At 66.3% G+C, this 24,713-nt stretch carries 22 protein-coding genes; 7 read left to right on the forward strand and 15 right to left on the reverse strand.

Going from position 1 to position 24,713, the window contains the following annotated elements:
* Positions 1 to 50 precede the first annotated feature (50 nt).
* Entirely contained in the window at positions 51 to 1,313 is a 1,263-nt protein-coding gene (locus CCS01_RS24555) for a type III PLP-dependent enzyme (protein ID WP_104521400.1), read from the reverse strand.
* Positions 1,314 to 1,683: 370 nt separating this feature from the next.
* The gene (gene speB, locus CCS01_RS24560) at positions 1,684 to 2,574 is read right to left on the reverse strand and encodes an agmatinase (protein ID WP_104521401.1); all 891 of its coding nucleotides are present in this window, start codon (positions 2,572 to 2,574) and stop codon (positions 1,684 to 1,686) included.
* 401 nt (positions 2,575 to 2,975) lie between these two features.
* Here speB and CCS01_RS24565 point away from each other — a divergent pair, with 401 nt between their 5' ends.
* Together CCS01_RS24565 and CCS01_RS24570 are read left to right on the forward strand one after the other, a co-directional pair.
* Positions 2,976 to 3,803: a phosphodiesterase gene (locus CCS01_RS24565; protein ID WP_104521402.1), complete on the forward strand. Its 828-nt coding sequence runs from the start codon at positions 2,976 to 2,978 to the stop codon at positions 3,801 to 3,803.
* Between the two features lie 97 nt (positions 3,804 to 3,900).
* Positions 3,901 to 4,473, forward strand: coding sequence for an ATP-binding protein (locus CCS01_RS24570; protein WP_104521403.1), 573 nt, complete (start codon positions 3,901 to 3,903; stop codon positions 4,471 to 4,473).
* 198 nt (positions 4,474 to 4,671) lie between these two features.
* On the opposite strand, the gene CCS01_RS24575 is transcribed toward CCS01_RS24570, so the two are convergent.
* The 5 genes from CCS01_RS24575 to CCS01_RS24595 all read right to left on the reverse strand — a co-directional run bounded on the left by CCS01_RS24575 (position 4,672) and on the right by CCS01_RS24595 (position 8,741).
* Complete coding sequence (locus tag CCS01_RS24575; protein WP_104521404.1) at positions 4,672 to 5,073, reverse strand: type II toxin-antitoxin system VapC family toxin; 402 nt, start codon at positions 5,071 to 5,073, stop codon at positions 4,672 to 4,674.
* A complete protein-coding gene (locus CCS01_RS24580; RefSeq protein ID WP_104521405.1) occupies positions 5,066 to 5,311 on the reverse strand; it encodes an AbrB/MazE/SpoVT family DNA-binding domain-containing protein in 246 nt (81 codons plus the stop codon). The genes CCS01_RS24575 and CCS01_RS24580 overlap by 8 nt, the downstream gene beginning before the upstream one ends.
* Positions 5,312 to 5,639: 328 nt before the next feature.
* Positions 5,640 to 7,007, reverse strand: coding sequence for an MFS transporter (locus CCS01_RS24585; protein WP_104521406.1), 1,368 nt, complete (start codon positions 7,005 to 7,007; stop codon positions 5,640 to 5,642).
* A gap of 821 nt (positions 7,008 to 7,828) precedes the next feature.
* Complete coding sequence (locus tag CCS01_RS24590; protein ID WP_104521407.1) at positions 7,829 to 7,975, reverse strand: type II toxin-antitoxin system VapB family antitoxin; 147 nt, start codon at positions 7,973 to 7,975, stop codon at positions 7,829 to 7,831.
* Positions 7,976 to 8,024: 49 nt separating this feature from the next.
* Positions 8,025 to 8,741, reverse strand: coding sequence for a HugZ family pyridoxamine 5'-phosphate oxidase (locus CCS01_RS24595; RefSeq protein WP_104521408.1), 717 nt, complete (start codon positions 8,739 to 8,741; stop codon positions 8,025 to 8,027).
* A 229-nt stretch (positions 8,742 to 8,970) separates the two neighbouring features.
* On the opposite strand from CCS01_RS24595, the gene CCS01_RS24600 reads away from it, so the two are divergent.
* From CCS01_RS24600 to CCS01_RS24610, 3 genes are all read left to right on the forward strand, one after another.
* Positions 8,971 to 9,672 (forward strand): response regulator transcription factor, encoded by a 702-nt coding sequence (locus CCS01_RS24600; RefSeq protein WP_104521409.1) that lies wholly within the window; start codon positions 8,971 to 8,973, stop codon positions 9,670 to 9,672.
* Positions 9,673 to 11,349, forward strand: coding sequence for a stimulus-sensing domain-containing protein (locus tag CCS01_RS24605; RefSeq protein WP_239992381.1), 1,677 nt, complete (start codon positions 9,673 to 9,675; stop codon positions 11,347 to 11,349).
* Positions 11,350 to 12,008: 659 nt separating this feature from the next.
* Entirely contained in the window at positions 12,009 to 12,452 is a 444-nt protein-coding gene (locus CCS01_RS24610) for a DUF6197 family protein (protein ID WP_146101947.1), read from the forward strand.
* Positions 12,453 to 12,556: 104 nt separating this feature from the next.
* Here CCS01_RS24610 and zwf read toward each other — a convergent pair whose 3' ends face one another.
* The 3 genes from zwf to CCS01_RS24625 form a co-directional block, all read right to left on the reverse strand.
* Positions 12,557 to 14,062 carry a glucose-6-phosphate dehydrogenase gene (zwf, locus tag CCS01_RS24615; protein WP_239992382.1) on the reverse strand — a complete coding sequence of 502 codons (1,506 nt, stop codon included), beginning with the start codon at positions 14,060 to 14,062 and terminating at the stop codon, positions 12,557 to 12,559.
* 116 nt (positions 14,063 to 14,178) lie between these two features.
* Positions 14,179 to 14,988 (reverse strand): enoyl-CoA hydratase-related protein, encoded by an 810-nt coding sequence (locus CCS01_RS24620; protein ID WP_158258582.1) that lies wholly within the window; start codon positions 14,986 to 14,988, stop codon positions 14,179 to 14,181.
* A 770-nt stretch (positions 14,989 to 15,758) separates the two neighbouring features.
* On the reverse strand, positions 15,759 to 17,180 hold the full coding sequence (locus CCS01_RS24625; protein ID WP_104521433.1) for a mannose-1-phosphate guanylyltransferase/mannose-6-phosphate isomerase: 1,422 nt from the start codon (positions 17,178 to 17,180) through the stop codon (positions 15,759 to 15,761).
* Between the two features lie 270 nt (positions 17,181 to 17,450).
* Between CCS01_RS24625 and CCS01_RS24630 the strand changes: the two genes are divergently transcribed.
* Positions 17,451 to 19,550 (forward strand): sodium-translocating pyrophosphatase, encoded by a 2,100-nt coding sequence (locus CCS01_RS24630; RefSeq protein ID WP_104521413.1) that lies wholly within the window; start codon positions 17,451 to 17,453, stop codon positions 19,548 to 19,550.
* Between the two features lie 91 nt (positions 19,551 to 19,641).
* On the opposite strand, the gene CCS01_RS24635 is transcribed toward CCS01_RS24630, so the two are convergent.
* The 5 genes from CCS01_RS24635 to CCS01_RS24655 form a co-directional block, all read right to left on the reverse strand.
* The gene (locus tag CCS01_RS24635; RefSeq protein ID WP_408887507.1) at positions 19,642 to 20,115 is read right to left on the reverse strand and encodes a type II toxin-antitoxin system VapC family toxin; all 474 of its coding nucleotides are present in this window, start codon (positions 20,113 to 20,115) and stop codon (positions 19,642 to 19,644) included.
* The gene (locus CCS01_RS24640; protein WP_104521414.1) at positions 20,064 to 20,300 is read right to left on the reverse strand and encodes a type II toxin-antitoxin system Phd/YefM family antitoxin; all 237 of its coding nucleotides are present in this window, start codon (positions 20,298 to 20,300) and stop codon (positions 20,064 to 20,066) included. Before CCS01_RS24640 ends, CCS01_RS24635 begins: the two co-directional genes overlap by 52 nt.
* Positions 20,301 to 20,417: 117 nt before the next feature.
* Positions 20,418 to 20,870, reverse strand: a complete 453-nt coding sequence (locus CCS01_RS24645; protein WP_104521415.1) for a DUF488 domain-containing protein — start codon at positions 20,868 to 20,870, stop codon at positions 20,418 to 20,420.
* On the reverse strand, positions 20,870 to 21,793 hold the full coding sequence (gene nudC / locus CCS01_RS24650) for an NAD(+) diphosphatase (RefSeq protein WP_104521416.1): 924 nt from the start codon (positions 21,791 to 21,793) through the stop codon (positions 20,870 to 20,872). The genes CCS01_RS24645 and nudC overlap by 1 nt, the downstream gene beginning before the upstream one ends.
* A 186-nt stretch (positions 21,794 to 21,979) precedes the next feature.
* Positions 21,980 to 22,984: a hypothetical protein gene (locus CCS01_RS24655; RefSeq protein WP_146101948.1), complete on the reverse strand. Its 1,005-nt coding sequence runs from the start codon at positions 22,982 to 22,984 to the stop codon at positions 21,980 to 21,982.
* A 299-nt stretch (positions 22,985 to 23,283) separates the two neighbouring features.
* On the opposite strand from CCS01_RS24655, the gene CCS01_RS24660 reads away from it, so the two are divergent.
* Positions 23,284 to 24,618: a beta-1,6-N-acetylglucosaminyltransferase gene (locus CCS01_RS24660; RefSeq protein WP_104521418.1), complete on the forward strand. Its 1,335-nt coding sequence runs from the start codon at positions 23,284 to 23,286 to the stop codon at positions 24,616 to 24,618.
* Positions 24,619 to 24,713 lie beyond the last annotated feature (95 nt).

A 24,713-nucleotide genomic window follows, 5' to 3' on the forward strand; every position in this document is an offset into this window, starting at 1 on the left:
AACGTGCCTACTACGGGGTCATTGGTCCTTACGGGTGTGAATATACCGGGTCAGGCGGCAATGCGCAGCGACTCGGTGCCGCAGGCCGGGCCGTCCAGCATCGGCCGATCGGCCACCTCGACGATGCGCGCGCGGTCGAAGCCGTTGAAGGCGGTGCGCAGGCAGGCGCCATAGGCCCCAAGCTGGCCGATTTCGATCCAGTCGCCCTCCGCGACGTCGGCCGGCAGCACAAACGGCCCGCGCATCACATCCGCACTGTCGCAGGTCGGCCCGTACAGCGAGAACTCTGTCAGCGCGCCGATCGGCTTGGCATCCGGGCGGATCATACGCACCGGATAGCGGAAGCCGAGCGCCCCCGCGTCCGACAGGCTGCCATACACGCCGTCATTGACATACAGCATCGCGCCACGGCGGGCCTGGACCTGCACGACGACCGAGGCGCCGGAGGCCACCAGTACGCGTCCCGGCTCGGCCCACAGCCGCGCCGCGGGCACGCCGAGGCGGTCGAACCCCTCCTCGATCTCGGCGAAGAAGGCCCCCAAAGCCGGCGGCTCCTGGTCAGGGTAGGAAACGGGAAAGCCGCCGCCGACGTCGACGACGTCGATCGCCACGCCGGCGGTGCGGATCACCTGCCCGGCGAGGCCGAGCGCCGCGCGCCAGGCCAGCGGATCGAGGCACTGCGAACCGACATGGAAGCTGACCCCGAGCGTCGCCGCGCAGCCGCGGGCGGCCCGCAGCAGGGCGGCCGCGTCTTCGGGCTCGGCGCCGAACTTGCCGGACAGGTCAAGCCGCGCCCCGCCCTTCGGCAGCGCGATGCGGACGATCAGGCCCAGACGCCCGGGCAGGCCGGTGGCGGCGGCCTCGGCGCGGATCTTCGCCAGTTCCTCGGCGCTGTCGAGCACGAAGTCGCGCACGCCGTGGCGTTCCCAGGCCTCGCGGATGGCGCCGCGGGCCTTGACCGGGTGCATGAAGTGGATCGCCGCGTCCGGGAACATGTCGCGGACGAGGCGAACCTCCTGCAGCGAGGCGCAGTCGAAATGCCGCACGCCGCCCGCATGCAGCGCGCGCAGCACCGCCGGATCGGGGTTGCACTTCACGGCGTACAGCGCGTCGCCGGGGAAAGCCTCGACGAAGGTGCGGGCGTTGGCGGCAATGACGGCCGGGCGCAGGCAGTGCACCGGTTCCTCGGGCCGCTCGGCGGCGATGAACTGGTCCACGGTGGGGCGGCGGACGACCGCGGCCGCGGCCTGGCGGCGAAGCGGCGAGACGGCGGCACGGGGGCGGAACGAAGCGGTACGGGCAACAACAGACATCGCGGGAATCCTCGCGAACATTCGGACGCGCAGTGACGCGGCCGTGACGAAACGACGGGGAAAACCGGAACCGGCGCGCGGCGGCGCTGCGGGTTCGGGTCAGACGATGCTGGTGGTACTTCGCATCGCGCGGGTGCGGACGGACATAGGCGTGTTCCTAAACGACCCCGGCCCACGGTTGGCCGAGTCCATCGAAAAGGACGCGTTTACGTCGTTGCTGTGCTCATCACCGGGATTGTCCGGCCAAGGCTCGCGGCACGTGCGGATGCGTCACCGCCCCCGAAAACGAGGGCGAGGTCCCCATATAGGGGCCAGGGTCCGGCAGATGCTATGCATTTTTGCTGATTGGGCCAGTCGTCTGCCGCATAGGTCAGGCGCCGAGCAGCGCCAGGTATTCCCAGGCCACGGTGGCGGCGGCAAGAGCGGTGATTTCCGCCACGTCGTAGGCCGGCGCGACCTCCACCACGTCCATGCCGGCGAAGCGGACCTGCCGCAGGCGGCGCAGGATCGCCTGCACCTGCCAGGACGCCAGGCCGCCGATTTCCGGCGTGCCGGTGCCCGGCGCGAAGGCCGGATCGAGCGCGTCGACGTCGAAGCTCAGATAGGCCGGGACATCGCCGACGACCTCCTGGATCCGCGCCGCGACGGCGGCCGGGGTGGCAGCGTGGACGTCCTGGGCCGACAGCACCGTCGCCCCGCGCGACAGGGTCCAGTCCATCACCGTCTTCTGCACAGGCGATCGTATGCCGATCTGGATCATGCGACGGGGATCGACCAAGCCCTCGTTCAGGGCGTGGTAGAACGGCGAGCCGTGCGCGTAGGCCTGGCCGAAATTGTCCGGCCAGGTGTCGAGGTGGGCGTCGAAATGCACCAGCGCGACCGGATAGCCGAGGCGCTGCGCCAGGGCGCGCAGCAGCGGCAGGGTAAGGCTGTGCTCGCCGCCCAGGGCGATCAGGTGGCCGATGCGCCCGGCCTGCGACTGGATCGCCGCCAGGCTGGCCGGGATGTCGCCCAGCGCCAGGTCGAAGTCGCCGATGTCGGCGATGGACATGCTTGCCGGCTCGACCCAGTGCTCGGGGTGTTCGCCGTCGGTCAGCATGCGGCTGGCGCGGCGGATCGCGGCGGGACCCTCGCGGGTGCCGGCGCGGTTGGTGGTGCCGATGTCCATCGGGATGCCGGCGACGACGTAGTCCGCATCGGGATCGCGGCGGGTGATGCCGAGGAAGCCCGGCGGAACCGCATACGTTGGCACACCGCCCATGTCCGACTCCGGTTGCAGCGGCCGGGGTTATAGGCGGCGCGCATGCCCTGCGCCAGAACCCGGGATTGCCGGTGGTGATCACCTTCAGCCGGGACAGCAGCGAAATGCTTGACCAGCCCGCCCGCGCCCGTGGATGGTTGCCGCCGGACAACGTCGCCGGCGGAACGGCCGGCAGGCGGTCCGGCCGGGCATGGCCGGCGCCGGCAACGTCGGGGAGGCAAGGCCAGTGAACCAAGGCGCTGATGCCGCCGCGTGGGGCGCGACGGCGCGGACACGGCCGGAGGAGCCAAGAGAGTGATGCTGATCTGCCAGCTGACCGACCTGCACGTTCGTCCGCGGGGGGTCCCCTGCAACCGCGTGTCGGAAACCAAGCGGACACGGCCGGAGGAGCCAAGAGAGTGATGCTGATCTGCCAGCTGACCGACCTGCACGTTCGTCCGCGGGGGGTCCCCTGCAACCGCGTGTCGGAAACCAACATGCTGACCGAGCGCGCCTGCCGTGTCGTCGCGCGCTTCACGCCGCGGCCGGACGTGGTGGTGATCACCGGCGACCTGACGGACTGCGGGCTTCCCGCCGAGTACGAGAACGTGGCGGCGATCCTGCGCCGCACCCTGTCGCTGCCAATCTACGTAATCCCGGGCAACCACGATCGCCGGGAGAACCTGCGGACGGGGCTGGCTCACCTGCCGCATGTCACGGACGATCCGGACTTCGTGCAGTATGTGGTGGACGACTATCCGGTTCGTCTGGTGATGCTGGACACCCTGGTGCCCGGCGCCAACCACGGCGCGCTGTCGGAGGGGCAGCTGGCCTGGCTCGACCAGACGCTGGCGGCCGCGCCGTCGAAGCCGACGCTGGTGGCGATGCACCATCCGCCGTTCATGACCGGGCTTGTCCACCTGGACGACATCGCGCTGCGGCAGGCCGAGCGGTTCCGGGCCGTGATCGCGCGGCACAGGCAGGTGGCGCGGATCATCGCCGGCCACCACCACCGGCCGATCATCGGACAGTGCGCCCATGCGGTCGTATCGATTTCCCCGTCGGTGGCACATCAGGTCGAGCTGTCGTTCGATCCGGCCGCCAGCGGCGCGTTCAACTTCGAGCCACCGGCGTTTCAGTTGCATGCCTGGGACGAGGCCTCCGGCTTCGTTTCTCACACTATCTACACGTCGGCCTATGACGGGCCGTTTCCTTTCCTGAGCGATCCGGATCACCCCGCCACGGACTAATTGCTTTTTAGTACTGACCCGCGATTACACGCGCTGTTGTTTACCGTTTGTTAAGATTTGGCCCGTATAAAACACGACCACTTTCGAGTCATGCACCGTGCAGACGATCTGGATGACCTATCTGGTCGCGGCCAGCGCGGCCTCGATCATCTTTGCCGCCGCCACCTGGCGCGGCCGGCAGCCCGCTTCGGCGCCGTCATCTGCGCCGCGGACGACTTACCCGGTCGCCGGTTCGCGCCATTCCGTAGCCGATCCGGCCGCATCCGCCGCCGCACGTGACGATGTCGCCGGCGCGGTTGCCGTCGCGCTGGCGCGCCTGGCCCCGATCATCACCAGCCAGTTCGTCAAGATCGACGTCGCGGTGCGTCCCGGCCTGCGGACGCAGATGCGCGGCCATGTGCTCGCCGACACGCTGGAGGATCTGTTGGCCGTCGTCCTGCGCGCCGCCCCGGCCAGCCGTCTGCTGGTGACCGCTGTGGCGCAGGGTGATCATATCGACATCGGCGTGACCGACGACATGCCCGCAGCCGATGCGGCACTGCGCCAGGGCCAGGTCAGGACTCTGGCCGAACGGGCGGCAGCCCGCGGCGACGCGCTGATGGTTGACGTGAGTCCGGGGGAGGGCACGACCATGACGCTGCGGCTGGCTGCCGGCGCCGCCAGCGCGTAGCCTGCAGCCGCCGCGGCGTCATGGCGTAATCCGCAGCGCACCGGACGGCACCTGATATCGCGTGCCGGAGATCCGGATTCCACCCGAGCCGGTTCCGGCGGTTATCCGGATCGGCCCGTGGCAATAGACGCGGGACGTCCTTTCCTCGATCCGGGCTATTGCGCGAAATGCGGGCGCTGACTGCACGCGCGGCGAACGTTACCCGGCGTTGCGGATTCGCAGGATACGCACCTCGGCTGCTGCCTCCACGCGATCGTCCAAGTGCCGCTCTGCGGTGACGACGGTCGTGCCCCGCTCCCATCCAAGGGCAAGGCAGGCGCGGTCTCCCAGCGACAGCCCGAAGGCCTTTGTCAGTGGCCGAAGCGCCCCGGCACGGAGCGCGAGCCCCTCTGAATGAGGGACGATTTCCACACCGAGGCATTGGATCGCCTGCATTGCGGCGTCGGGTGGGACGCCTCGCTCGCAGAGCTTCGAGATGACCTCCGTCAGGTTGACCGAGCCGATGAGCGCCGCCGGAAGGACGGCTGAAACCGTCTCGTGGCCGGGTTCGCGGTTCAGCAGTGCGAGAACCGCCGAGGCATCGAGGACCGGCTCATTCACCCTCGGCCTCGCGCTGCCTGTCGTCGGTGAGTTCGTCCACCAGGCTGACGCCCTCCGGCACGTAGCGGCGGACGATGGCCTGCGCGCGGGCAACGGCCGCCTGGATGGGCTCAAGATGGATCTGCCCGTCCTCGACGTGGACGATAAAGTTCCCGCCGTTCTGCATGCCAAGCTCGGACCTGACGGCGGCCGGGATGACGAGCCGGCCGTTGGAGGCCATGACAACATGCTGAGGCATGACATACTCTCTCTAAGTGGCACATGTTTGCATTATGCCACAAACGCCAGGTCGTCAATCATTGCCCCGGGTTTCATAGGGTCATCCGAACAGGCCTGATCAGGGCACCATGGAACGCGGACTGAGGCGTATCGCTGGAGCATGCACTTTTGGCTGACGACACGACAGCGAACCGCAGATTGGTTGGGACGTGATGCGTTGCCCTCTCGTCATGGCGGGCCTGCGCCTACCATGACGGTGTAGACACGACCGTGCCGCCCATCCCGCTATTTCAGCGCCTATGCGGCCTGCGCCGGCCATGACGTGGAGGGCACGCCGTCGGCCCGTCTCAACCTAGCTGCGGTTTGGTGTAGCCGGCGGCGGCGTGGCCGGCCTCCTCCGGCGTCGCCTCCAGGCGGCGGTCGTGGCCGAGCGCCACCAGGATGATGCCGGCCACCAGGGTGCCCATGGCGATCGACAGCAGCCCGATGTTGAAGCTGCCGGTCGCATCCTTGATGGCACCCATCATGTAGGGGCCGAGGAAGCCGCCCAGGTTGCCGACCGCGTTGATCAGCGCGATGCCGCCTGCGGCGGCGGTGCCGGACAGCATGGCCGTCGGCAGCGTCCAGAATGTCGGCGCGATCGCCGCCTGGCCCATCTGCGACAGGATGATGGCGATCATCAGCAGCACCGGGCTGTGCAGAAAGATGCACACTGCCAGGCCGGCGAAGTTCAGGAAGCAGGCGGCGGCGGTATGCAGGCTGCGTTCCCCGGTGCGGTCGGAGTGCAGGCCCCACAGCACCATGGCCACCGCGGCGAAGGCATAGGGCAAGGCGCTGAGCAGGCCGTTCACTCCGACGCCGACACCAAAGCGGTGGACGATCTGCGGCAGGAACAGCACCAGCCCGTAGCCCGCCACGTTCTGGCCGAAATACACCAGCGTCAGCAGCCAGACCCGCGGGTTGCGCATGGTCTCGCCCAGCGAGTAGTCGCGGATGGACTCGCGCTGCGCGCGCTCGGCCGCCAGCCGCTTGATCAGCCAGGTCCGCTGCTCCGGCGCCAGCCACTTCGCCTGTTCCGGCCCGTCGGTCAGGTACACCATCACGACGACGCCCAGGATCGCCGCGGGCACGGCCTCCAGGATGAACAGCCACTGCCAGTCCGCCAGCCCGCCCCACGCGCCGAGCCGCAGGATCTGGCTGGAAACCAGGGAGCCGGTGACGATCGAGATCGGGATCGCGGTCATGAACAGGCCGATGATGCGGGAGCGGTAGTAGGACGGAAACCACCAGGTCAGGTACAGGATGATGCCCGGGTAGAAGCCGGCCTCGGCCAGGCCGAGCAGGAAGCGGATGCCCAGGAACGACCAGGTGCCGCGCACCAGCGCCGTCAGGCCGGAGATCACGCCCCAGGTGATCAGGATGCGGGCGATCCAGCGCCGCGCGCCGACTTTCGACAGGATCAGGTTGGAGGGGATTTCCGCCAGGAAGTAGCCGAAGAAGAAGATGCCGCTGCCGATGCCGTAGATCTCGGCGGAGAAGCCCAGGTCCTTGTTCATGCTCAGCGACGCGAAGCCGACGTTCACCCGGTCGAGATAGGCGACGAAATAACTGACCATCAGCAGCGGGATCAGCCGGCGGGTGACATGCCGAATGGTCTCCCGCTCGATCGGCGCGACGACGGGCGAGCCTGGGGTGGTGGCGACGCTGGATCCCATTTGGACGGTGCTCCCGGGGGCGTTGTTGTCTGTGGGTCGCCGGTTGGCGGGACAACAACGCGGGAGTGGCGAGCCGGTTCGCCCGCAGCCGAGCCGCAACACGGGCCGACGAGTATTGTGTCCGGCATTCTGTCTTTCCCCGCCGAATTGTCCTGCAATCCTTGCCAACCGGAGGCAGGATCGCCACACGCGGGCGATGCGCATTGGCAATGATAGACTCAAGCCGCTACAGAGTTGGAAACGTGCCGCCGCGCTCAGCCGTGCATGGCCCGGCTCGAGTTCATTGCCCAAGACGTTGTTGATCAGATCGACCGGCAGCGGGCCAAGGTCAATGGCGGGATAGAAGTCTGCTGGCGGCACGCATGCTGATCCTTGGTGGGCTACGCGCCAGTTGCCGGCGCTTCCTTAAAATAGCGAAACGTCGCGACGCTGACCAGCCGACGACCGTCAGGTCCAGCAGGATCTCCATCGGATCAAAATCACGGTCGCCCTGCAACAGTCAATGATGTCGTTCAATGCAGAGGATGCCGATGGGCAGATCGGTCGTCCTGCGGACGGTGATGCCGCGCGCTTGCAAATCGCGATGAACGCGCCTTGCCGCGGCAGCGATGTGCCCGCTCATCATGCCTCGGCGGTATGCTGGCGGAGGCTACGCTCAATGCGCTGAGCGTGCACCTCATCCCGCGCGCTTTCAGAACCTCCGTCATGACCAGGCCGCCAGCAATCAGCGGTTTGCAGGCGGACCGTTCGAGCGGTCGTGCCACCGCCGGGGCCGGCGGGCTGCTCAAACGCGGCGATCCAGGCCGAACTGTCCACCACAATCACGAGCGACCTTCCCGGCTGGCTTCCAGGTCGCCGTCCCAGCCCAGGCCGATCATGTCCTCGACCACAGCCTTCCTGGTCGAGGCACCAGTGACGCGAAGGGCCTCGGTCGGCAGGGCATCATCGATATCGATGGTGATGCGCATGGTGGGATTGGTGTGTATCCAGGAAGAAATTCATACACATCAAAACCATTCATTGCGTGTTCCTGTCCCGCGCCCTGCTCTCCCGCGCCATCCGAGCCAGGTCCGCCCGGATTTCCGCCGCGTCCTTCACCGGCGCGGACCACGGGATGCGGATGATCCGTTCCTCCAGGGCAAGGTCGAAGCCGTCCACGTCCACGGCGACCATCTGCCAGTCCCCGGGCGAGCCGGCGATCGCGGCCAGTGCCGGCGCATGGTCGCGGTTGCAGTGTTCCAGCACCTCCCGCTCCGCCGCCAGCACCGCTGCCATGGCTTCGGGATCGGGCGTCACGTCGCTGCCTCTCAGCCGGTAGGCGCGTCCGAACCCGCCGACCAGCCGCACCGCCGCCGGCTTCAGCCGCCAGAAGCTGAAGTCGCCGAAGCCGGCATACAGCGAGGCGTACGGATGAATAGTCAGATACCGCGCCTTCAGTGCCCGGTCGTTCACCGCCTCGGCCACGCCGATCACCGTGGCCCGCGGCGCGGTCTGCGGATTGACCGTCTCCGCCGTCCCGGCGACCAGGATCGAGCAGCGGGCATCGGCCTCCAGATGCCGGGTATGCTCCGACAACCGGGAGATCAGGATCGCCAGCGACCCGTCCGGCATGCAGGCCGGGGTCACCAGGGACGCGAACGGATGCCCCTTGTCGCTTGTCGCCAGGGTCCCGACCCGGGCGGCGCGTAGCAACTGGCGTGCAACCCACGGCGGGTCATAATCGTCATCAGCCATGATTCGTTCACTCCATGTGCGGCAGGCCGCCACAATCATCGGCGATAACAAACCGCCATGCCAGAGCAATATAAGTCCGGCCGGATCGCATCCTGATGCGATCAGGCCAATGAAATTGCTCGCGAAATGTGCGCCGGAGCGTTTCTCTCATAGCGGAAACACTCTAGACTGTTAACGCCGCCTGGGGCATGTCCCCAGGCTACGTCCTGGGAGACGCAAGGAACATACGATGAAGCAGACCATCGCCCTGGTTGACGACGACCGCAACATCCTCACCAGCGTGTCCATGACGCTGGAGCAGGAGGGTTTCACCGTCCGCACCTACACCGATGGCGAAAGCGCGCTCCAGGGCCTGAGTTCCCGGCCGGTGGACCTTGCGGTGCTCGACATCAAAATGCCGCGCATGGACGGGATGGAGCTGCTGCAGCGCCTGCGCCAGCGCAGCAGCATCCCGGTGATCTTCCTCACCTCCAAGGACGAGGAGGTGGATGAACTCATGGGCCTGCGCCTCGGCGCCGACGACTACATCACCAAGCCGTTCAGCCAGCGCCTGCTGCTGGAGCGTATCCGCGCCCTGCTGCGCCGGAACGAGACAAGCAAGGCGGAAGGCTCGGGCGCCACGCCGGGCGGGGTGATGGTGCGCGGCGACCTGGTGCTGGACGAGACCAAGCACCAGTGCACCTGGAAAGGCCACGACATCCAGCTGACCGTCACCGAGTTCCTGCTGGTCAAGGCGCTGGCCGCCCGGCCCGGCATGGTGAAAAGCCGCGACCAGCTGATCGACGCGGCCTATGGCGAGAACATCTACGTGGACGACCGCACCATCGACAGCCACGTCAAGCGCATCCGCAAGAAATTCCGCACCGGCAACGAGGAATTCACCCAGATCGAGACGCTCTACGGCATCGGCTACCGCTACAAGGAGCAGTGAGTGCCCGAAGGCACCATCCTGGCTGCCCAGCCCCGCGCCGCGGTGCCCCGTCCACGCTTCCGCCAGCGCTGGGTGTCGCCCTTGCTGCGCCGCATCCTGCTGGTCAACGCCCTGCCGCTGGCGTTGCTGGTGGTGTCGCTGCTCTACCTCGACCAGTACCAGAACGGCCTGCTGGAAGCGCAGGTCACTGCGCTCCGCGAACAGGCGCGGGTGTTCGCCGGCGCCCTGGGCGAAAGCGCGGTCAACACCAGCGACCCGAAGGATCCCAAGCTGGTCGCAGAAGTCGCCGGCTCGCTGCTCCGCCGCCTGACCGAGCCGACGCCGGACGCGCACGCCAAGCTGTATGCGCCCGACGGCACGGTGCTGGCCGATTCGCGCATGCGCGAGGGGCCCGGGGGGCCGATCACCACGGACATGCTGCCGCCGCCGGTGGACCGCGGGCCGGTGCTGCGGATGATCGGGTCGATCTACGACAAGGTGCTGTCCTGGCTGCCGCACCGCGCGCCATCGACCACCGTTGACCTGACCCCTTCGGCCGGCGGCCCCGACTGGCAGCCGGACGTCAAGGAAGAGCTGCGCCTGAGCAGTTCGGGCAACAGCAACGAGACCGCGCCCTATATCCGCCGCACCCGCGACGACCGCCTGCTGGTCACCGTCGCCGTGCCGGTGGAGCGCGACAAGCACACGGTCGGCATCATCTCCCTGACCCGCGAGGCACGGGAGGTGGACGAAAGCCTGTTCACCGTGCGGATGTCGATCCTGGCGCTGTTCGGCATGGCGCTGGCGCTGACCGTGCTGCTGTCCTGGTACCTGTCGCTGACCATCGCCCGCCCGATCCTGCGGCTTGCCCAGGCCGCGGCCGACATGCGCGAGGGCGGCGGCCGATCCGGCAACTTGGCGCCGGCGCTGCTGAAGCGGCGGGACGAGGTGGGCGCCCTGGCCTCGGCGCTGGCCAACTCCGCCGCCGCACTGTGGGAGCGGATGGACGCCACTGAGCGCTTCGCCGCTGATGTGGCGCACGAACTGAAGAACCCGCTGTCGTCGATCCGCAGCGCTATCGAAACGTTGCGGCGGATCGAGGACATCGACCGGCAGCGCCAGTTGCTGACGATCATCGCCCAGGACGTTACGCGTATGGATCGGCTTATCAGCGACGTCAGCGACGCCTCGCGCCTGGATGCCGAACTGTCGCGGGTGACCATCGAGCCGATCGACGTTGTGGCGATCCTGCGTACCCTGCAGCAACTGGACGAGGCGACGCGCGATGCCGAGCAGGATCCGCGGCTGGAGGTCATTGCCCCGCCCAACGGCCTGTCTGTGTGGGCGGTGGAGGATCGCCTGGTGCAGGTTCTGCGCAACCTGATCGGCAACGCCCAGTCGTTCAGCCCGCCGCGCGGCCGGATCATCGCCCGTGTGCGCGACGCCGGCGGCATGGCGGAATTGTGCATCGAGGACGAAGGTCCCGGCATCCCGGACGCCAACCTGGAGCATATTTTCGATCGGTTCTATTCCGAGCGGCCGACCGGAGAGAAATTCGGCCAGCATTCCGGCCTGGGTCTTTCGATCAGCCGGCAGATCGTCGAAGCGCTGCACGGGCAGATTTCCGCCGAGAACCGCCGCGACGGCGCCGGGCGGGTGGTGGGCGCGCGCTTCATCGTCCGGCTGCCGATGGTCTGAAGCAGACCGCGGACAGGGTGGGACAGGCGGCGTCTCAACCCGGGGCCCGAGCCGAAATAACTGATCCACCGGAGCCGGCGCACCGGCTGCTCCACGTCATGATGAAGGCCCGCCATGACTGTTGAGGCGTCCGTGTGCCGACCGGATCGCGCGGCGAGCCCGGGCCGATGAAATTTCGTATGAAATATCAGTAGGAATGTTTCCCGCAAAATGGAAACACTCTGGCGTCCGGAACCGGAACTCCGCTACTGTCGGGGCATTTCCGGTTCAGGATGCCTGCTCTTTGTTTTCGGCGACCTGCCTGTCCCCTGCATCGGCCGCAGAACGCGGCGAATTAGTCGGGACAGGACATCAGGCCGCCGCGTCGCCTGACGGCGACGGTATGTCGGTTGTTGCGCACGCCGCATTGGCCCATGGCCGGTATGGTGCAGGCAGTTTCCGCCTTGATGGGCATATTCCGAAGCACGATTATCGGTGCCTTGACCACCAAAGTGTGACGCGTTCTCCCGTCTATGGGACTTGCGCCCTGCGGCTAGTTCGGTTCGGGAACGATACATACAAGCGATGGTGAGGGTGATCCAGGCAACTTATCGTGCGCTATGAACAAACGAGGCGAAAACATGGTTAACCTGTCGCCCTGCAACCCTGGGAGGCACCCAATGCCGTTTGATGGAATTGGCTATCTCACCTCACCTGCGAAGCCTTCACTTTGGACGCGTCTATCGAATTTCGTGCTCGGCGCACCGCCGGTGGCGAAGTCGATTCCGCTGCACGCCTTTCAGCCGCTGCCTGCCGGTCAGCCGGATGCAGTGACGCTTCAGGTCCTGACAATCGGCCGCGCGCTGATCGAGGACCGCAAGGACTGGGTGCAGCGTCGTTACGAAACCCGCGATGGCCGGCGTTGCGCTGTCGGCGCCCTGCGGGGGGCAGCTCGCCTGCTGAACCTGCATGGGCCGCAAACCGGCGCCAATACCATTCTGCTCTCGGTGGCCATGAGCCGCGGCTTCAATGACATCGAAAGCATGAACGACAACTCCAGCCATCGGCAGGTTCTTTCTGCCTTTGACGAGGCGATTGCCCGGGCCCGTCAATATTCGGGCTGATAGCGTTGAAGAGAGGCTCAGGGGCCTTCGACTCGATACTCGGCGCATGGCGTGGTCTGGATCTTCCAGACCACGACAACCACGCCCCCAGACGTGGCAATCCGCTATCGCAAGGCTGAGTTTGTATCCGCCACCGGACGCCAGGCACGGCCGCTTCGCTCAAGTAACATATCCGCCTCGGCCGGCCCATCACTGCCGGCGGCATAGCTCGGGAAGTCTTCGGGCTTTCGGGCCTCCCAGTCCTCCAGCACCGCGCTGACGACGCGCCAGGTTTCCTCGACCATGTCGGCGCGGTTGAACAGGGTCTGGTCGCCCATCATGACATCGTAGATCAGCGTCTCGTAGCCGACGTTCGGCTCCTTGGGGAACCAGTCGGCGTACTTGAATGCCATCCGCACCGCGGCGAGGTCCACCACCGGACCGGGACGCTTGACCTCGAACTGCAGGGCGATGCCTTCGTCCGGCTGGATCTGCAGCAACAGCCAGTTGGGCGGCAGGGCGGCGACGTTGGTCGCCTCGAACGGCGCCTGCGGCGCCGGCTTGAAGCGGATGGCGATTTCGGTGACGCGGCGGGACATGCGCTTGCCGGTGCGCAGGTAGAACGGCACGCCTGCCCAGCGCCAGTTGTCGATCGCCACCTGCATGGCGACATAGGTTTCGGTACCTGAATCCGGCGCGACATCCTTTTCCTGGCGATAACCGGGCGCGCCGTTCGGAGCGGGCCCGTATTGGCCGCGCACCGCGCATTCCGGCGCCACGGTCCGCATCGCCGCGAACACGTCGGACTTGCGGCTGCGCACCGCGCGCGCGTTGAAGCCGGCGGGCGGCTCCATCGCCACCATCGCCAGAAGCTGGAACACGTGGTTCGGCACCATGTCGCGCAGCGCGCCGGTCTTTTCGTAGAAGCGGCCGCGGCTTTCCACGCCGACGGTCTCGGCCACGGTGATCTGCACGTGGTCGATGCGGTCGCGGTTCCATATCGGCTCGAACATGCCGTTGGCGAAGCGCAGCGCCATGATGTTCTGCACCGTTTCCTTTCCCAGGAAATGGTCGATGCGGTAAATCTGGTGCTCCTCGGCGTTGCGCAGGATGGTGGCGTTCAGCTCGCGTGCCGAGGCGCGGTCGTGGCCGAACGGCTTCTCGATGACGAGATGGCGCCAACGTTCCGGCTTCGTGCCGTCCGGGTCCCAGTGTTCCTCCAGCAGGCCGGCCTTGCCCAGGTGCGCCGTCACCGGGCCGAAGAAGCGGTCCGCGACGGCGAGGTAGAACAGGCAGTTGCCGCCGGTGGGCGACGGCCGCTCGATGTGCTGGGCCAGTCTTTCATACAGGCCGTCGTCGTTCAGGTCGCCCCGGATGTAGGTGATGGCGCCGGTCAGGTGCTGCCACGTTGCCGCATCGATCTTGTCGATCCGGCTTTCGCTCGCGGCGTTACCGACGAAACTCTCCAGCATGGCGTGCAGGCTGTCGCGCCAGCGATCGGCATCCAGGTCGGCCATGTCGACGCCAATGAGTTCGAAATGCTCGGGCAGCAGGCCGGTGTGGGCCAGATTGTACAGGGCCGGAACGAGCAGCCGTTTCGTCAGGTCGCCGCCGGCGCCGAAAATGACCATGGCGCACGGACCGGGTGGCTTGGCCGCGCGGCGAGGCGGGGCTTGCATAATTTGGCCTGGGGTATGGATCATGTCGGACATGTCGGGACAATGCCGCGCCGCGCGTCAAGTTGGACTCACGTTGCCGCGACCGCGGGAGGTTTGTACCACGCCGGCCGCCGTTTTTCGCGGAAGGCGGCGGTGCCCTCATGCCCGTCCGGCGAGTGGCGCTGCGTCCAGCCCTCGTGCGCCAGCATCGCAACGGCGCGTTCGTCCAGCAGCAGATCGTTGGCGCCGAGGAAACTGCGCTTGGTCGTTTCGATAGCGGTGGGGCTGCCCAGGAAGATCGCATCCAGCACCGCCTGCAGCTTCGCCTCCATCATGTCCGCCGTAACGACTTCGTGGACCAGGCCGATGCGCTCGGCCTCACGCGCATCGAACCGTTCGCCGGTCAGGGCGTAGCGGCGGGTGTGCCGCAGGCCGATGGCGTTGACCATATGGGTGGAGATCGGCGTCGGTGCTACACCGACACGAATTTCCGTAATGCCGAATTGCGAATCCGGCGTGGCGAAGGCGACGTCGACGCAGCAGACGAGGCCGATCCCGCCGCCGAAGCAGGCGCCGTGCACCAGGGCGATGGTCGGCTTCGGGAATTCGTTCAGCAGCTGCATGGCGCGCGTGGTGGCGATCGAGGCGGCGTAGTTCTCGGCGGGCGGATAGCCGGCGACCTCGCCGAGCCAGCGGATGTCGGCGCCCGCCTGGAAATGCTTGCCGGCGCCCCGGATGACCACGCAGCGGACGGCGGGGTCTGCGGCCAGGCGGGTCAGTCCCTGGATCAGGGCGTCGAGCATGGCGGCGTTGTAGGCATTGCCGACCTCCGGGCGGTTGAGGGTCACGGTGGCGACGCCGCGGGGATCGGTGGCGACAAGGACGATGGGTTCGGTCATGACGTTTCCAGATGGCTTGGTGTTCTTCTTCGGATGGCCGCTTCCCGTTTGGCTGTGCTCTCGCCTGCTCCGACCTGGCGCGCAGGAACGACGATGCCGGGCCCGCCGCGCTACTGTGCAGGCTCGATAAAGTTGCCCGCGAGGGAGGGCGGAGATCCATCCGCATGCCAATTGATGATTGCGACCACGGTGCAGCGGCGCCGGACGCGGATGATGTGTGGGCCGCCCGGCGCGGCGACAATGCCCGGGACGGTCATGCGCGCCCTGAGTCACAAACATTGATCATCGGCCATCCGGACATTCCTGTGGCCCCCATCCCTGGTGGAGCAGGTGGTTGTGCGCTTTGCAACCGTAATCCGGTTACGTTATCCTGATGGCGACAGGAGGCGGGCGTGGCGGATCGAACAGCGGCAAAACGGGTCAGGCGATATCGGTCCGGCCACCGCAATCGTGGTGTCGGGCGCGTGGAACTGGTCGCCCCTTTGTGGGCCATCGTTTTCTGCGACGAGACGCTGCCGACTCTGTCCTGAGCTTCCTGCAAAACTGGCAATGCAGGCCACAACGGTAGCCATTCCTGGTTGTCGCCCGCCATCGGCGCGCCGGCCTTACACCTGACGCGGACCGCCCCCGGCGTCCGCTCCGCTGATCGGGAGCGGCGCTGCGGCTACGAGGCGTGAATGCCCGGCCGGACCTATGCCCGGGCCTGTCCCCGGTAGCCGGCATGGCGAAAAGGCAACGGCCGCATCCTGCTCCGGCTGCAGCCGCCAGGCCTAGGCGCGGCCGTAGGTATCCTCCAGCCGGACGATGTCATCCTCGCCCAGATAGGCCCCGGACTGCACCTCGATCAGCGTCAACGGAATCTTGCCTGGGTTCTCCAGCCGGTGGACGCAGCCCAGCGGCAGGTAGACGCTCTCGTTTTCCCGCACGATCAGGGTTTCCGCATCGCGGGTGACCCGGGCGGTGCCGTTCACCACCACCCAGTGCTCGGCACGGTGGAAATGGCTCTGCAGCGACAACTGCCGGCCGGGCGACACGACGATGCGCTTCACCTGGAACCGCTCGCCCTGGATCAGGCATTCGTAGTAGCCCCAGGGCCGATAGCAGCGGTTGTGCGCCACCGCTTCCGTTCGGCGGGCGGCCTTCAGGCGCTCGACGATCTTTTTCACGTCCTGCGCCTGGCCGCGATGCATCGCCAGCACGGCGTCCTCGGTCACCACCACGACCGCATCCCTCAGGCCGACGACCGCGGCCAGCATGCCGTCGCTGCGGACATAGCAGTTCTCGGCGCCTTCCAGCACCACGTCGCCCAGCGCGACGTTGCCGCGGGCGTCCTTCTCGCCCAGTTCCCACAACGCGCCCCAGCTGCCGACATCCGACCAGCCCAGGGCGGCCGGCACCACCGCGGCGCGGCTGGTGCGTTCCGCCACGGCGTAGTCGATGCTGATCGACGGGCAGGCCTTGAACGCCTCGGTCTCCAGCCGGATGAAATCCAGGTCGTCCTGCCGGTTGGCCATGGCCTGGCGGACCCGCGGCAGGACGTCGGGGGCGTGCGTCTCCAGCTCGCGCAGCAGGGTGCGGGCGGTGAAGACGAACATGCCGGAGTTCCACAGATGCCGTCCGCTGGCGACGAAACGCTCGGCCGTGGCGGCGTCCGGCTTCTCCAGGAAGCGGGCGACGCCATAGACGCCATCGGCCGGCAGCGGATCGCCGAGCTCGATATAGCCGTAGCCGGTTTCCGGCGCCGTCGGCTGCATGCCGAAGGTCACCACATAGCCCTCACGCGCCGCCGCCGCCGCCGCGTCCAGGGCGCGCCGCAGCGCCGCAGTATCGGTGATCGACGAATCGGCCGCCATCATCCACAGCACCGCGTCCGGGTCATCCTCCGCCACCAGCAACGCCGCGGCGGTGATCGCCGGCGCGCTGTTGCGGCCAATCGGCTCCAGCAGGATGCGCGGCGTGCGGATGCCGGCGTCGCGCAGCTGCTCGGCGATCAGGAACCGGTGCTCGTTGTTGCAGACCACAATCGGCGGGGCGAAGCCCGGGCCGTCGGCACGCAGGGCGGTTTCCTGCATCAGCGTCCGCTCCGACACCAGCGGCCAGAGCTGCTTGGGAAAGCTTTCCCGCGAGACCGGCCACAGCCGCGTGCCGGAGCCGCCGGACAGGATAACGGGTACGATGCGATGTTCGGTCATGGCTTCATCCAGATGCGCCGCGCCTTTTTGGCCCATCAACCATGCCGTTTCCAGGCGGCGAGCACAATCCAGGGTCGCGACCATCGGTCAAAAGATGCGGAACAATATCGAATTGCCCTGGGCGCTGCAGCCCGGGCAATATCCTGTTTATAAGAATCTTGCGCCGATTGCCGGATCGTCACGCATCTGGCATACGCCCGAGCCGCGGCGCCAGATCGAATGCTACGGGAAATTCGGCGCCGGCGAATAACGTGGAAGGGGAAATCCCGGATGAGTGCGGCGCAATTTCTGATCATAGCCTGCGGCCTCGCGGCCCTGGTCTATGGTCTTATAACCACTCGGCAGGTTCTTGCCGCGGACGCCGGAACGGCGCGCATGCAGGAAATTGCCTCGGCCGTGCAGGAAGGCGCCCGCGCCTACCTGAACCGGCAGTACACGACCATCGGCCTGGTCGGGATCGTCATCCTGATCGTTCTGGGCCTGTTCCTGGGTATCAAGACCGCCATCGGCTTCTTCATCGGCGCGGTGCTGTCGGCCTCGGCCGGCTATATCGGCATGAACGTCTCGGTCCGTGCCAACGTGCGCACCGCGCAGGCGTCGCGCCGCGGCCTGGCCGCCGGGCTCGACATCGCCTTCAAGGCGGGCGCCATCACCGGCCTGTTGGTCGTTGGCCTCGGCCTGATTGGCGTGGCCGGCTACTACTTCATCCTGCGCTCGGGCGTCGGGCCGGACGCCGACGTGCGCCCGGTGCTGGAGGCAATGGTCGCGCTGGGCTTCGGCGGGTCGCTGATCTCGATCTTCGCCCGGCTTGGCGGCGGCATCTTCACCAAGGGCGCCGACGTGGGCGCGGACCTCGTGGGCAAGGTCGAAGCGGGTATTCCCGAGGATGACCCCCGCAACCCCGCCGTGATCGCCGACAACGTGGGCGACAACGTCGGCGACTGCGCCGGCATGGCCGCGGACCTGTTCGAAACCTATGCCGTGACCATCGTCGCCACTATGCTGCTGGCGGCGATCGAGTTCTCCGGCGTGGTGCGCGACAACCTGCTGATGCTGCCGCTGGGCATCTGCGCGGTGTGCATTGTGACCTCCATCGCCGGCACCTACTACGTCAAGCTCGGGCCGGACAACGGCATCATGAAGGCGCTGTACCGCGGCCTGATCGTCACCGGCGGGGCATCGGCCGTGAGCATCCTGGTGGTGACGATCCTGGCGGCCGGCCTGTTCACGCCGCTGAAGATGGCCTCGGGCGGTACGGTCAACGGCTTCGAGCTGTACATCTGCGCCCTGATCGGCCTGATCGTGACCGGGCTGATCGTGGTGATCACCGAGTACTACACCTCCACCGCGTATCGCCCGGTGCGCTCGATCGCGCTGAGCTCCACCACCGGCCACGGCACCAACGTGATCCAGGGCCTGGCGGTGTCGATGGAGGCGACGGCGCTGCCGGTGGTGGTGATCAGCGTCGGCATCATCCTGACCTCGATGATCGCCGGCCTGTACGGCATTGCCGTGGCGGCGACGACGATGCTGTCGCTGGCCGGCATGATCGTCGCGCTGGACGCCTATGGCCCGGTGACCGACAACGCCGGCGGCATCGCCGAGATGGCGGACCTGCCGGCCGAGGTACGGGTGACGACCGACGCGCTGGACGCGGTGGGCAACACCACGAAGGCGGTGACCAAGGGCTATGCCATCGGCTCGGCCGGCCTGGCGTCACTGGTGCTGTTCGCGGCCTATACCCAGGACCTGGCGCACTACTTCCCGGCGCTGAAGGTCAATTTCACGCTGCAGAACCCGTACGTGGTCGTCGGGCTGTTCATCGGCGGCATGATGCCGTACCTGTTCGGCGCGATGGGCATGACCGCGGTGGGCCGGGCGGCCGGCGCCGTGGTGGTGGAAGTCCGCCGCCAGTTCCGCGAGATCAAGGGCATCATGGAAGGCACCGGCAAGCCGGAATACGGCCGCGCCGTGGACCTGCTGACCAAGGCCGCGATCAAGGAGATGATCCTGCCGTCGCTGCTGCCGGTCCTCGCGCCGATTGCGCTGTGGATCATCATCGCGATCATCGCCGGCAAGGCCTCGGCCTTCGCGGCGCTGGGCGCGATGCTGCTGGGCACGATCGTGACCGGCCTGTTCGTCGCCATCTCGATGACATCGGGCGGCGGCGCGTGGGACAACGCGAAGAAGTACATCGAAGAGGGCAACTACGGCGGCAAGGGCTCCGAGGCGCACAAGGCGGCGGTGACCGGTGACACCGTGGGCGACCCGTACAAGGACACCGCCGGCCCGGCGGTGAACCCGATGATCAAGATCACCAACATCGTGGCGCTGCTGCTGCTGGCGATCCTGGCGGGCCTGATCCACTAAGACGGGTCGGGTTGATTAAGGAAGAAGCCCCGGGCGCAGGTCCGGGGCTTTTTTTCTTGGGTTGGGAGGACGGCCGGCCCTCTCCCGGGCATCACGCCAGCTCGGAACCGATCCCCGGTGCAACGGCGGCCTCAGCCAGGCGCTTGTCCAGCGTGCAGATCGTGGCGCCTTGCTCCGCCGCGATTGCGACATGCAACGCATCGCCGGCCCGCAGCCCGAGGGCGTGCTGTTCGGCGAACCGGGCAGCAGCCAGGAAATGTGCCCGGGCCACCGGAACGACGATCAGCGACTCCGCCTTCAGGCGGGTGAACACGCTCATCGCATTGGCACGATCTTCGGTGCGCAACTGGTGCATCCGGATCTTCATCGACAGGGCCGAGGCGAATTCGGTCACGATCCAGTCGCTGATCGGCAACGCTGCCGACGCCTGCTGGTCCAGCCAGACCTGGACCCTGGCGGTTGCCGCTTCCCGGGTCAGGGCGGCGACCAGCAGGGAGGTGTCGAGGTCGTATGTCAGTAGCGTGCCTCGCTCCGCATGGCAGGCACGACACTCTCCGCCGTACACTCTGGCATGGTGTCGGTGACGGCCTTCAGCATGGCCAGCCTTATCGGCTTGCGTGTCCGCGTCAGGCTGCTGAGCTGCGCCACAGCCTTGCCCCGGCGGTTGATCTGTATCGTCTCACCGGCTTCCGCCCGTGCTACCAGCTCACTGAAATGCGCTTTCGCTTCGGCGAGGTTCACCGGCTGCATCGCGCCGTCCTGACCAACATGTTGGTCAGATACAGGCTGTTATGACCACCAGCGACAAGATTCTTCGCGCCAGATTGCCGGCGGGCATCCCGCCATCGTCGCCATGGGTGACCGCCATCAAGCCTGGAGCGGCACCCGCAGATGCACCACCGGCTGCCCGGTTTCCGCGGCAATCATCTCGGCAACCAGCCGGCGGTGACAGGTGGTGGGGTCGTGCTCGAAGCACAGCAGGCAGGCCGCCCGTTCCCGCGCCAGCATCGTCGCCTGCGCCAGTTCCGCCTGCGGCCGATCGGCTTGCATGTGGTCGCGGTAGATGGCCTCCATCCGGTCGGGATGGCCAGAGCGGACGGCGTCGCGGCCCGGCTTCGGCGTGCCGAGCGCCTGCAGGTGCACATAGGCGATCCCGGCCTCGTCCAGCGCCGCGGCAAGCTGGCGCTTGGAGAAACCCGGCTTGCGCGACTGCGGCACGGCACGGACGTCGATCAGCAGCCCGGCGCCGGCCTGCTTCAGGGCTGCAACCACCCTGTCGATGGTGCAGCCTTCATAGCCGATGGTCAGCAGGGCGGGCATCAGGCGACGAGCCAGTCCTCGATCAGCCGCCGCGCGATGCTGTCCACGCGCGGCAGGTCGAAGCCGCGTTCGTGGCGGTTGCGGATGTCGTCGCGGCTGAACCAGCGGGCGTCCTTCAGTTCGTTCGTGTCGATGGTAATCTGTTCGGTCAGCGCCTCGGCGTAGAAGCCGAGCATGATGTTGCCGGGGAACGGCCAGGGCTGGCTGGAGTGGTAGTGCACGGCGCCGACGCTGATGCCGGACTCCTCCTGCACTTCGCGGCGGACGGCTTCTTCCAGCGATTCCCCGGGTTCGACGAAGCCGGCGAGGGTGGAATACATCGTCGCCTTCGGGAAGCGGGCGGAGTGCCCGAGCAGCGCGCGGTCACCGCGATGCACCAGCATGATGACGGCCGGGTCGGTGCGGGGGAAATGCTGGGCGTTGCACACGGTGCATTGCATCACGTGGCCGGCGCTGTGCGATTCGCAGGCGCCGCCGCACACGCCGCAGAACCTGTGCCGCTGCCGCCAGTGCAGCAGCCCGCGGGCATGCGCCAGCACGGACGCCTCGGGCCGCGGCACGCCCCAGCCGACGGAGCGCAGGTCGACGAAGCTGCCGAGCGAGTCCGGCAACAGCGGCACCGGGTCCTCCGCCGCCGAGATGTCGACGGCGAACACCGCGCGATCCTCCAGCGTGCCGAGGAAGGCCCAGGGCCCCTCCTGCATCCGCAACGCGGCGGCCATTTCACCAGAGATATAAACGGCTTCCGGATTGCCGTCGGCGGCGCCGCGCACCAGGCTGCGTGATCGCCAGACCGGAACGAACAGCGAGTCCGGATCGCGCAGGCGATCATTGATCCAGTCCGGGTCCTCGCGCCGGTGGGCGAGTCGGTCGAGCGGGCTGGACGAATAGACGTTCGGGCGGCTGGCGAGGATCAGGGTCACGTTGCGGGTCCGTGGTTGCGGGGCCTGGGACGCCGGAGGGTGCCACGGAGGTGGGAGCGGAGCAATGCGTGAGGGTTGTCGAAAGAACCACAGGAATTCTGGTTCGGCAAGATCACCGGGACTTGCCGGTGATTCCCGTGGACGCGGTCCTGCACCTGCCGCCGGCTGTTGGCACCTTGTGGGCGGTTACCGGTAGCCGGTCATGGAGTGCCTGATCACGCTGAGAGCCGACTTCGTGAAGGTGCACGTGCGGGAGTTTTCGGGCAGAGTTCGCGACGGTGCCGCGATCCAGCTTTGGACCACGATCTGGTCAGGATGAATTTGCAAGTTGCGAACCGTCGTTTCTTGTACCGAAAGCTGATTGCACCAAATCTCCTCACTGACGAGGCCCTCGTTGGGGAGCCCATGGGAGCGCATGTAGGAGTGCAGGAAGGGCCAGCCCGACGCCCAGTAAATGAGGCTGAAGGGCAATCCCTGTTGATGGACAGCGTCGGAGAGCGACTTGATGTCAGCCCAACTGCCGCGATGGAGGCGGATAAGAGCCATGCCGTTGACGTCGGATCTGTAGAAGTCCAGGGGCGCCACCTGTTCAGCGCGCAGGCGATCCTGCAGGCGCCGAATCCAGTTGACCTGATCTGCGACCGACAGCGAAGGATATGGTTCGATATCGCCGATCAGCAGTGCCGGATACTTCTGGCGGACCAGGGCCACGAACCGGGCTGTCTGCTCGACTGCATAGTCATCTGGCCGGTGCAGCTTGTCACGGGTCGCGAAAAGGGGCTCATCCATGACGATGGAATGCAAATCGGCGCCCAGCCTCATGGCTTTATCCCATATGGGTGCCTCCACGCGAAACGTCTGTTCGGCCGTTGGTCCCCACTCCTTGATTGCGCCAACCGCCAGCTCGAGTTGGATGTGCCAGGACCGCATGGTCGCAAACCACTGCCGCCAGTCGGCATCACTGTAACGTTTCAGCAAGTGATCGGCCTGTATGATGGCGCCCGTATGGGCGCGGACTTTGGTCCATTCATCTGGGTGCTGAAACATTTCGCGTATGCCGTCACCAGGCGGGCCCAACACGAGTCGCGGAAGTTCACTTCGCGATTGTTCAGCGGCAAGTGCGGGACACAGTATCAGCCAGGCCATGGCCAATCCGCTGAAGCAGAACCGATGCCAGGAGTTGTGCGCCATGCAGGACTCCATCCGTGGTTACGATCGGGCAGGCCAAATCATAAGGCACGATTAGGAGGAACAGCAACCGAAACCCACCGGCGTTACAGCCGGACGTCCCTTGCATGGGTTGAGTTCGCCTCGGCTCCAGGTCATAATGGCAGGCACGTACCGATGTGCCGAACCGAAGCCCCGCAGTGGCGCGCGGATTTTCGTTCAAGGACATTGGCCTGTCTTGTTGATTGGCCTGCTTTGTGTCCCAGGCCTGTCGCAGGACATGACGCGCTTCAAGAGCGGGGCAACAGCCAAGGATTGCACTCGTGCGGATTGCCTGCCTGGTCCTTGCATATGCCGCGGCTCCTGTCCTGAAGGTGGCAATTCCGCTCATGCGGACAGCCGGGTTTGACGTATTCGTCCATGTCGACGCCAAGCTCAGCCGCTTGGATTATGCAACCGGGCTGGGTGAAAGCGCAGCCCAGTGCCAATTCGTGGAACACCCTGTTCGCGTTTACTGGGGCGGATATTCAATGATCCAGGCCGAGATCGGCCTTATCGAAACCGCCCGCGCCGCCGGGCCTTACGACAAGTATATACTGCTGTCGGACGATTCGCTTCCGGCCGTTCCGCCTCTGGCGTTGCAGGCTCATTTTGCGAACGAGGAGGATCAGGTTGCAATTCATCGGCAGGATCAGGCGTCGCCGTTTCATGCCCGGTACAGAGATTTCTTCTGCTACGACCATGACGCCACGAGCATTCGCGGCCGATCAGGCGATCGAAATTCGGGTCTGCGGCTAATCGACGAGGATCTTGAACACAAGATTGCCGAGATCGCGGTACTGAGAAGAATCGGCAAGAAAGAGATTCCGGTGTATTATGGCTCGCAATTCTGGGGGCTGACGTCGCGGAGCGTCGACGTCCTGCTGGATACGTTATCGAGCGACCTTCATCTCAGGAAATCCTTCGAGTACTCCGCCTTGCCGGACGAGACGATGTTCCAATCGATCCTGGGCAATTATTTGTATAACAGGAGACTGGATAGCGGGCCGGTCTATGTGGACTTTTCCGGTGGCGGCCCCCGGGTGATCAGCCGCATCGGGGATCTTCCTCGGGATCTTCAGAAATCACATGCTTTCATCAGGAAGTTTTCATCCCGGGACCCCACGTTCCTGCAAGCTGTGGCATTCCGGCTGAGCTCGGGACTGACAATTCTCGGAGGGCCGGTAGGTTCGCCGCCGCCACTGCAGCAGACAATCGACGATCTCGGACGGCATCACGTCGTCATCCGCCTGTGCGCGCCTGAAAGAGACCCCGGGCCGGCATGGCACGGGATCGAGTCCTTCTGGGGGCGTCGCTTTCGCTGGACGGCAAGCGAGCGTGTAACCTGGGAAGTCAACGCCAGCCTGCCTCCTGGCGTGCTCAGGTTTGTTATCGTTACGGTTATATCCTGCCGAAGCGAATGGCAGTGCGAGTGCAGGCTGCGCTGCAACGACATCTCGATGCCGCTGCAGGCGGCGGGCGGAGAATTCTTTGCCGAAATCGAGCATGACGGCCTTCAGGTTGACGAAGTCGAATTGATAACGCCCGCCTTGATATCGCCAAGCGAAACAAGCGGGTCAAGCGACAGGCGCAAGCTGGGTTTGTCCATTGCCTTATGAAACTTATGCAATGCCGCCGCCCGATGTCGTGACGATCACAACTGGAAGAGCCGTGGCCCGATGAACCGAATCAGGTCCGCCCGAAGCTCTTTCCT

Origin of the sequence: Rhodopila globiformis (assembly GCF_002937115.1) — a bacterium.
Lineage (GTDB): Bacteria > Pseudomonadota > Alphaproteobacteria > Acetobacterales > Acetobacteraceae > Rhodopila > Rhodopila globiformis.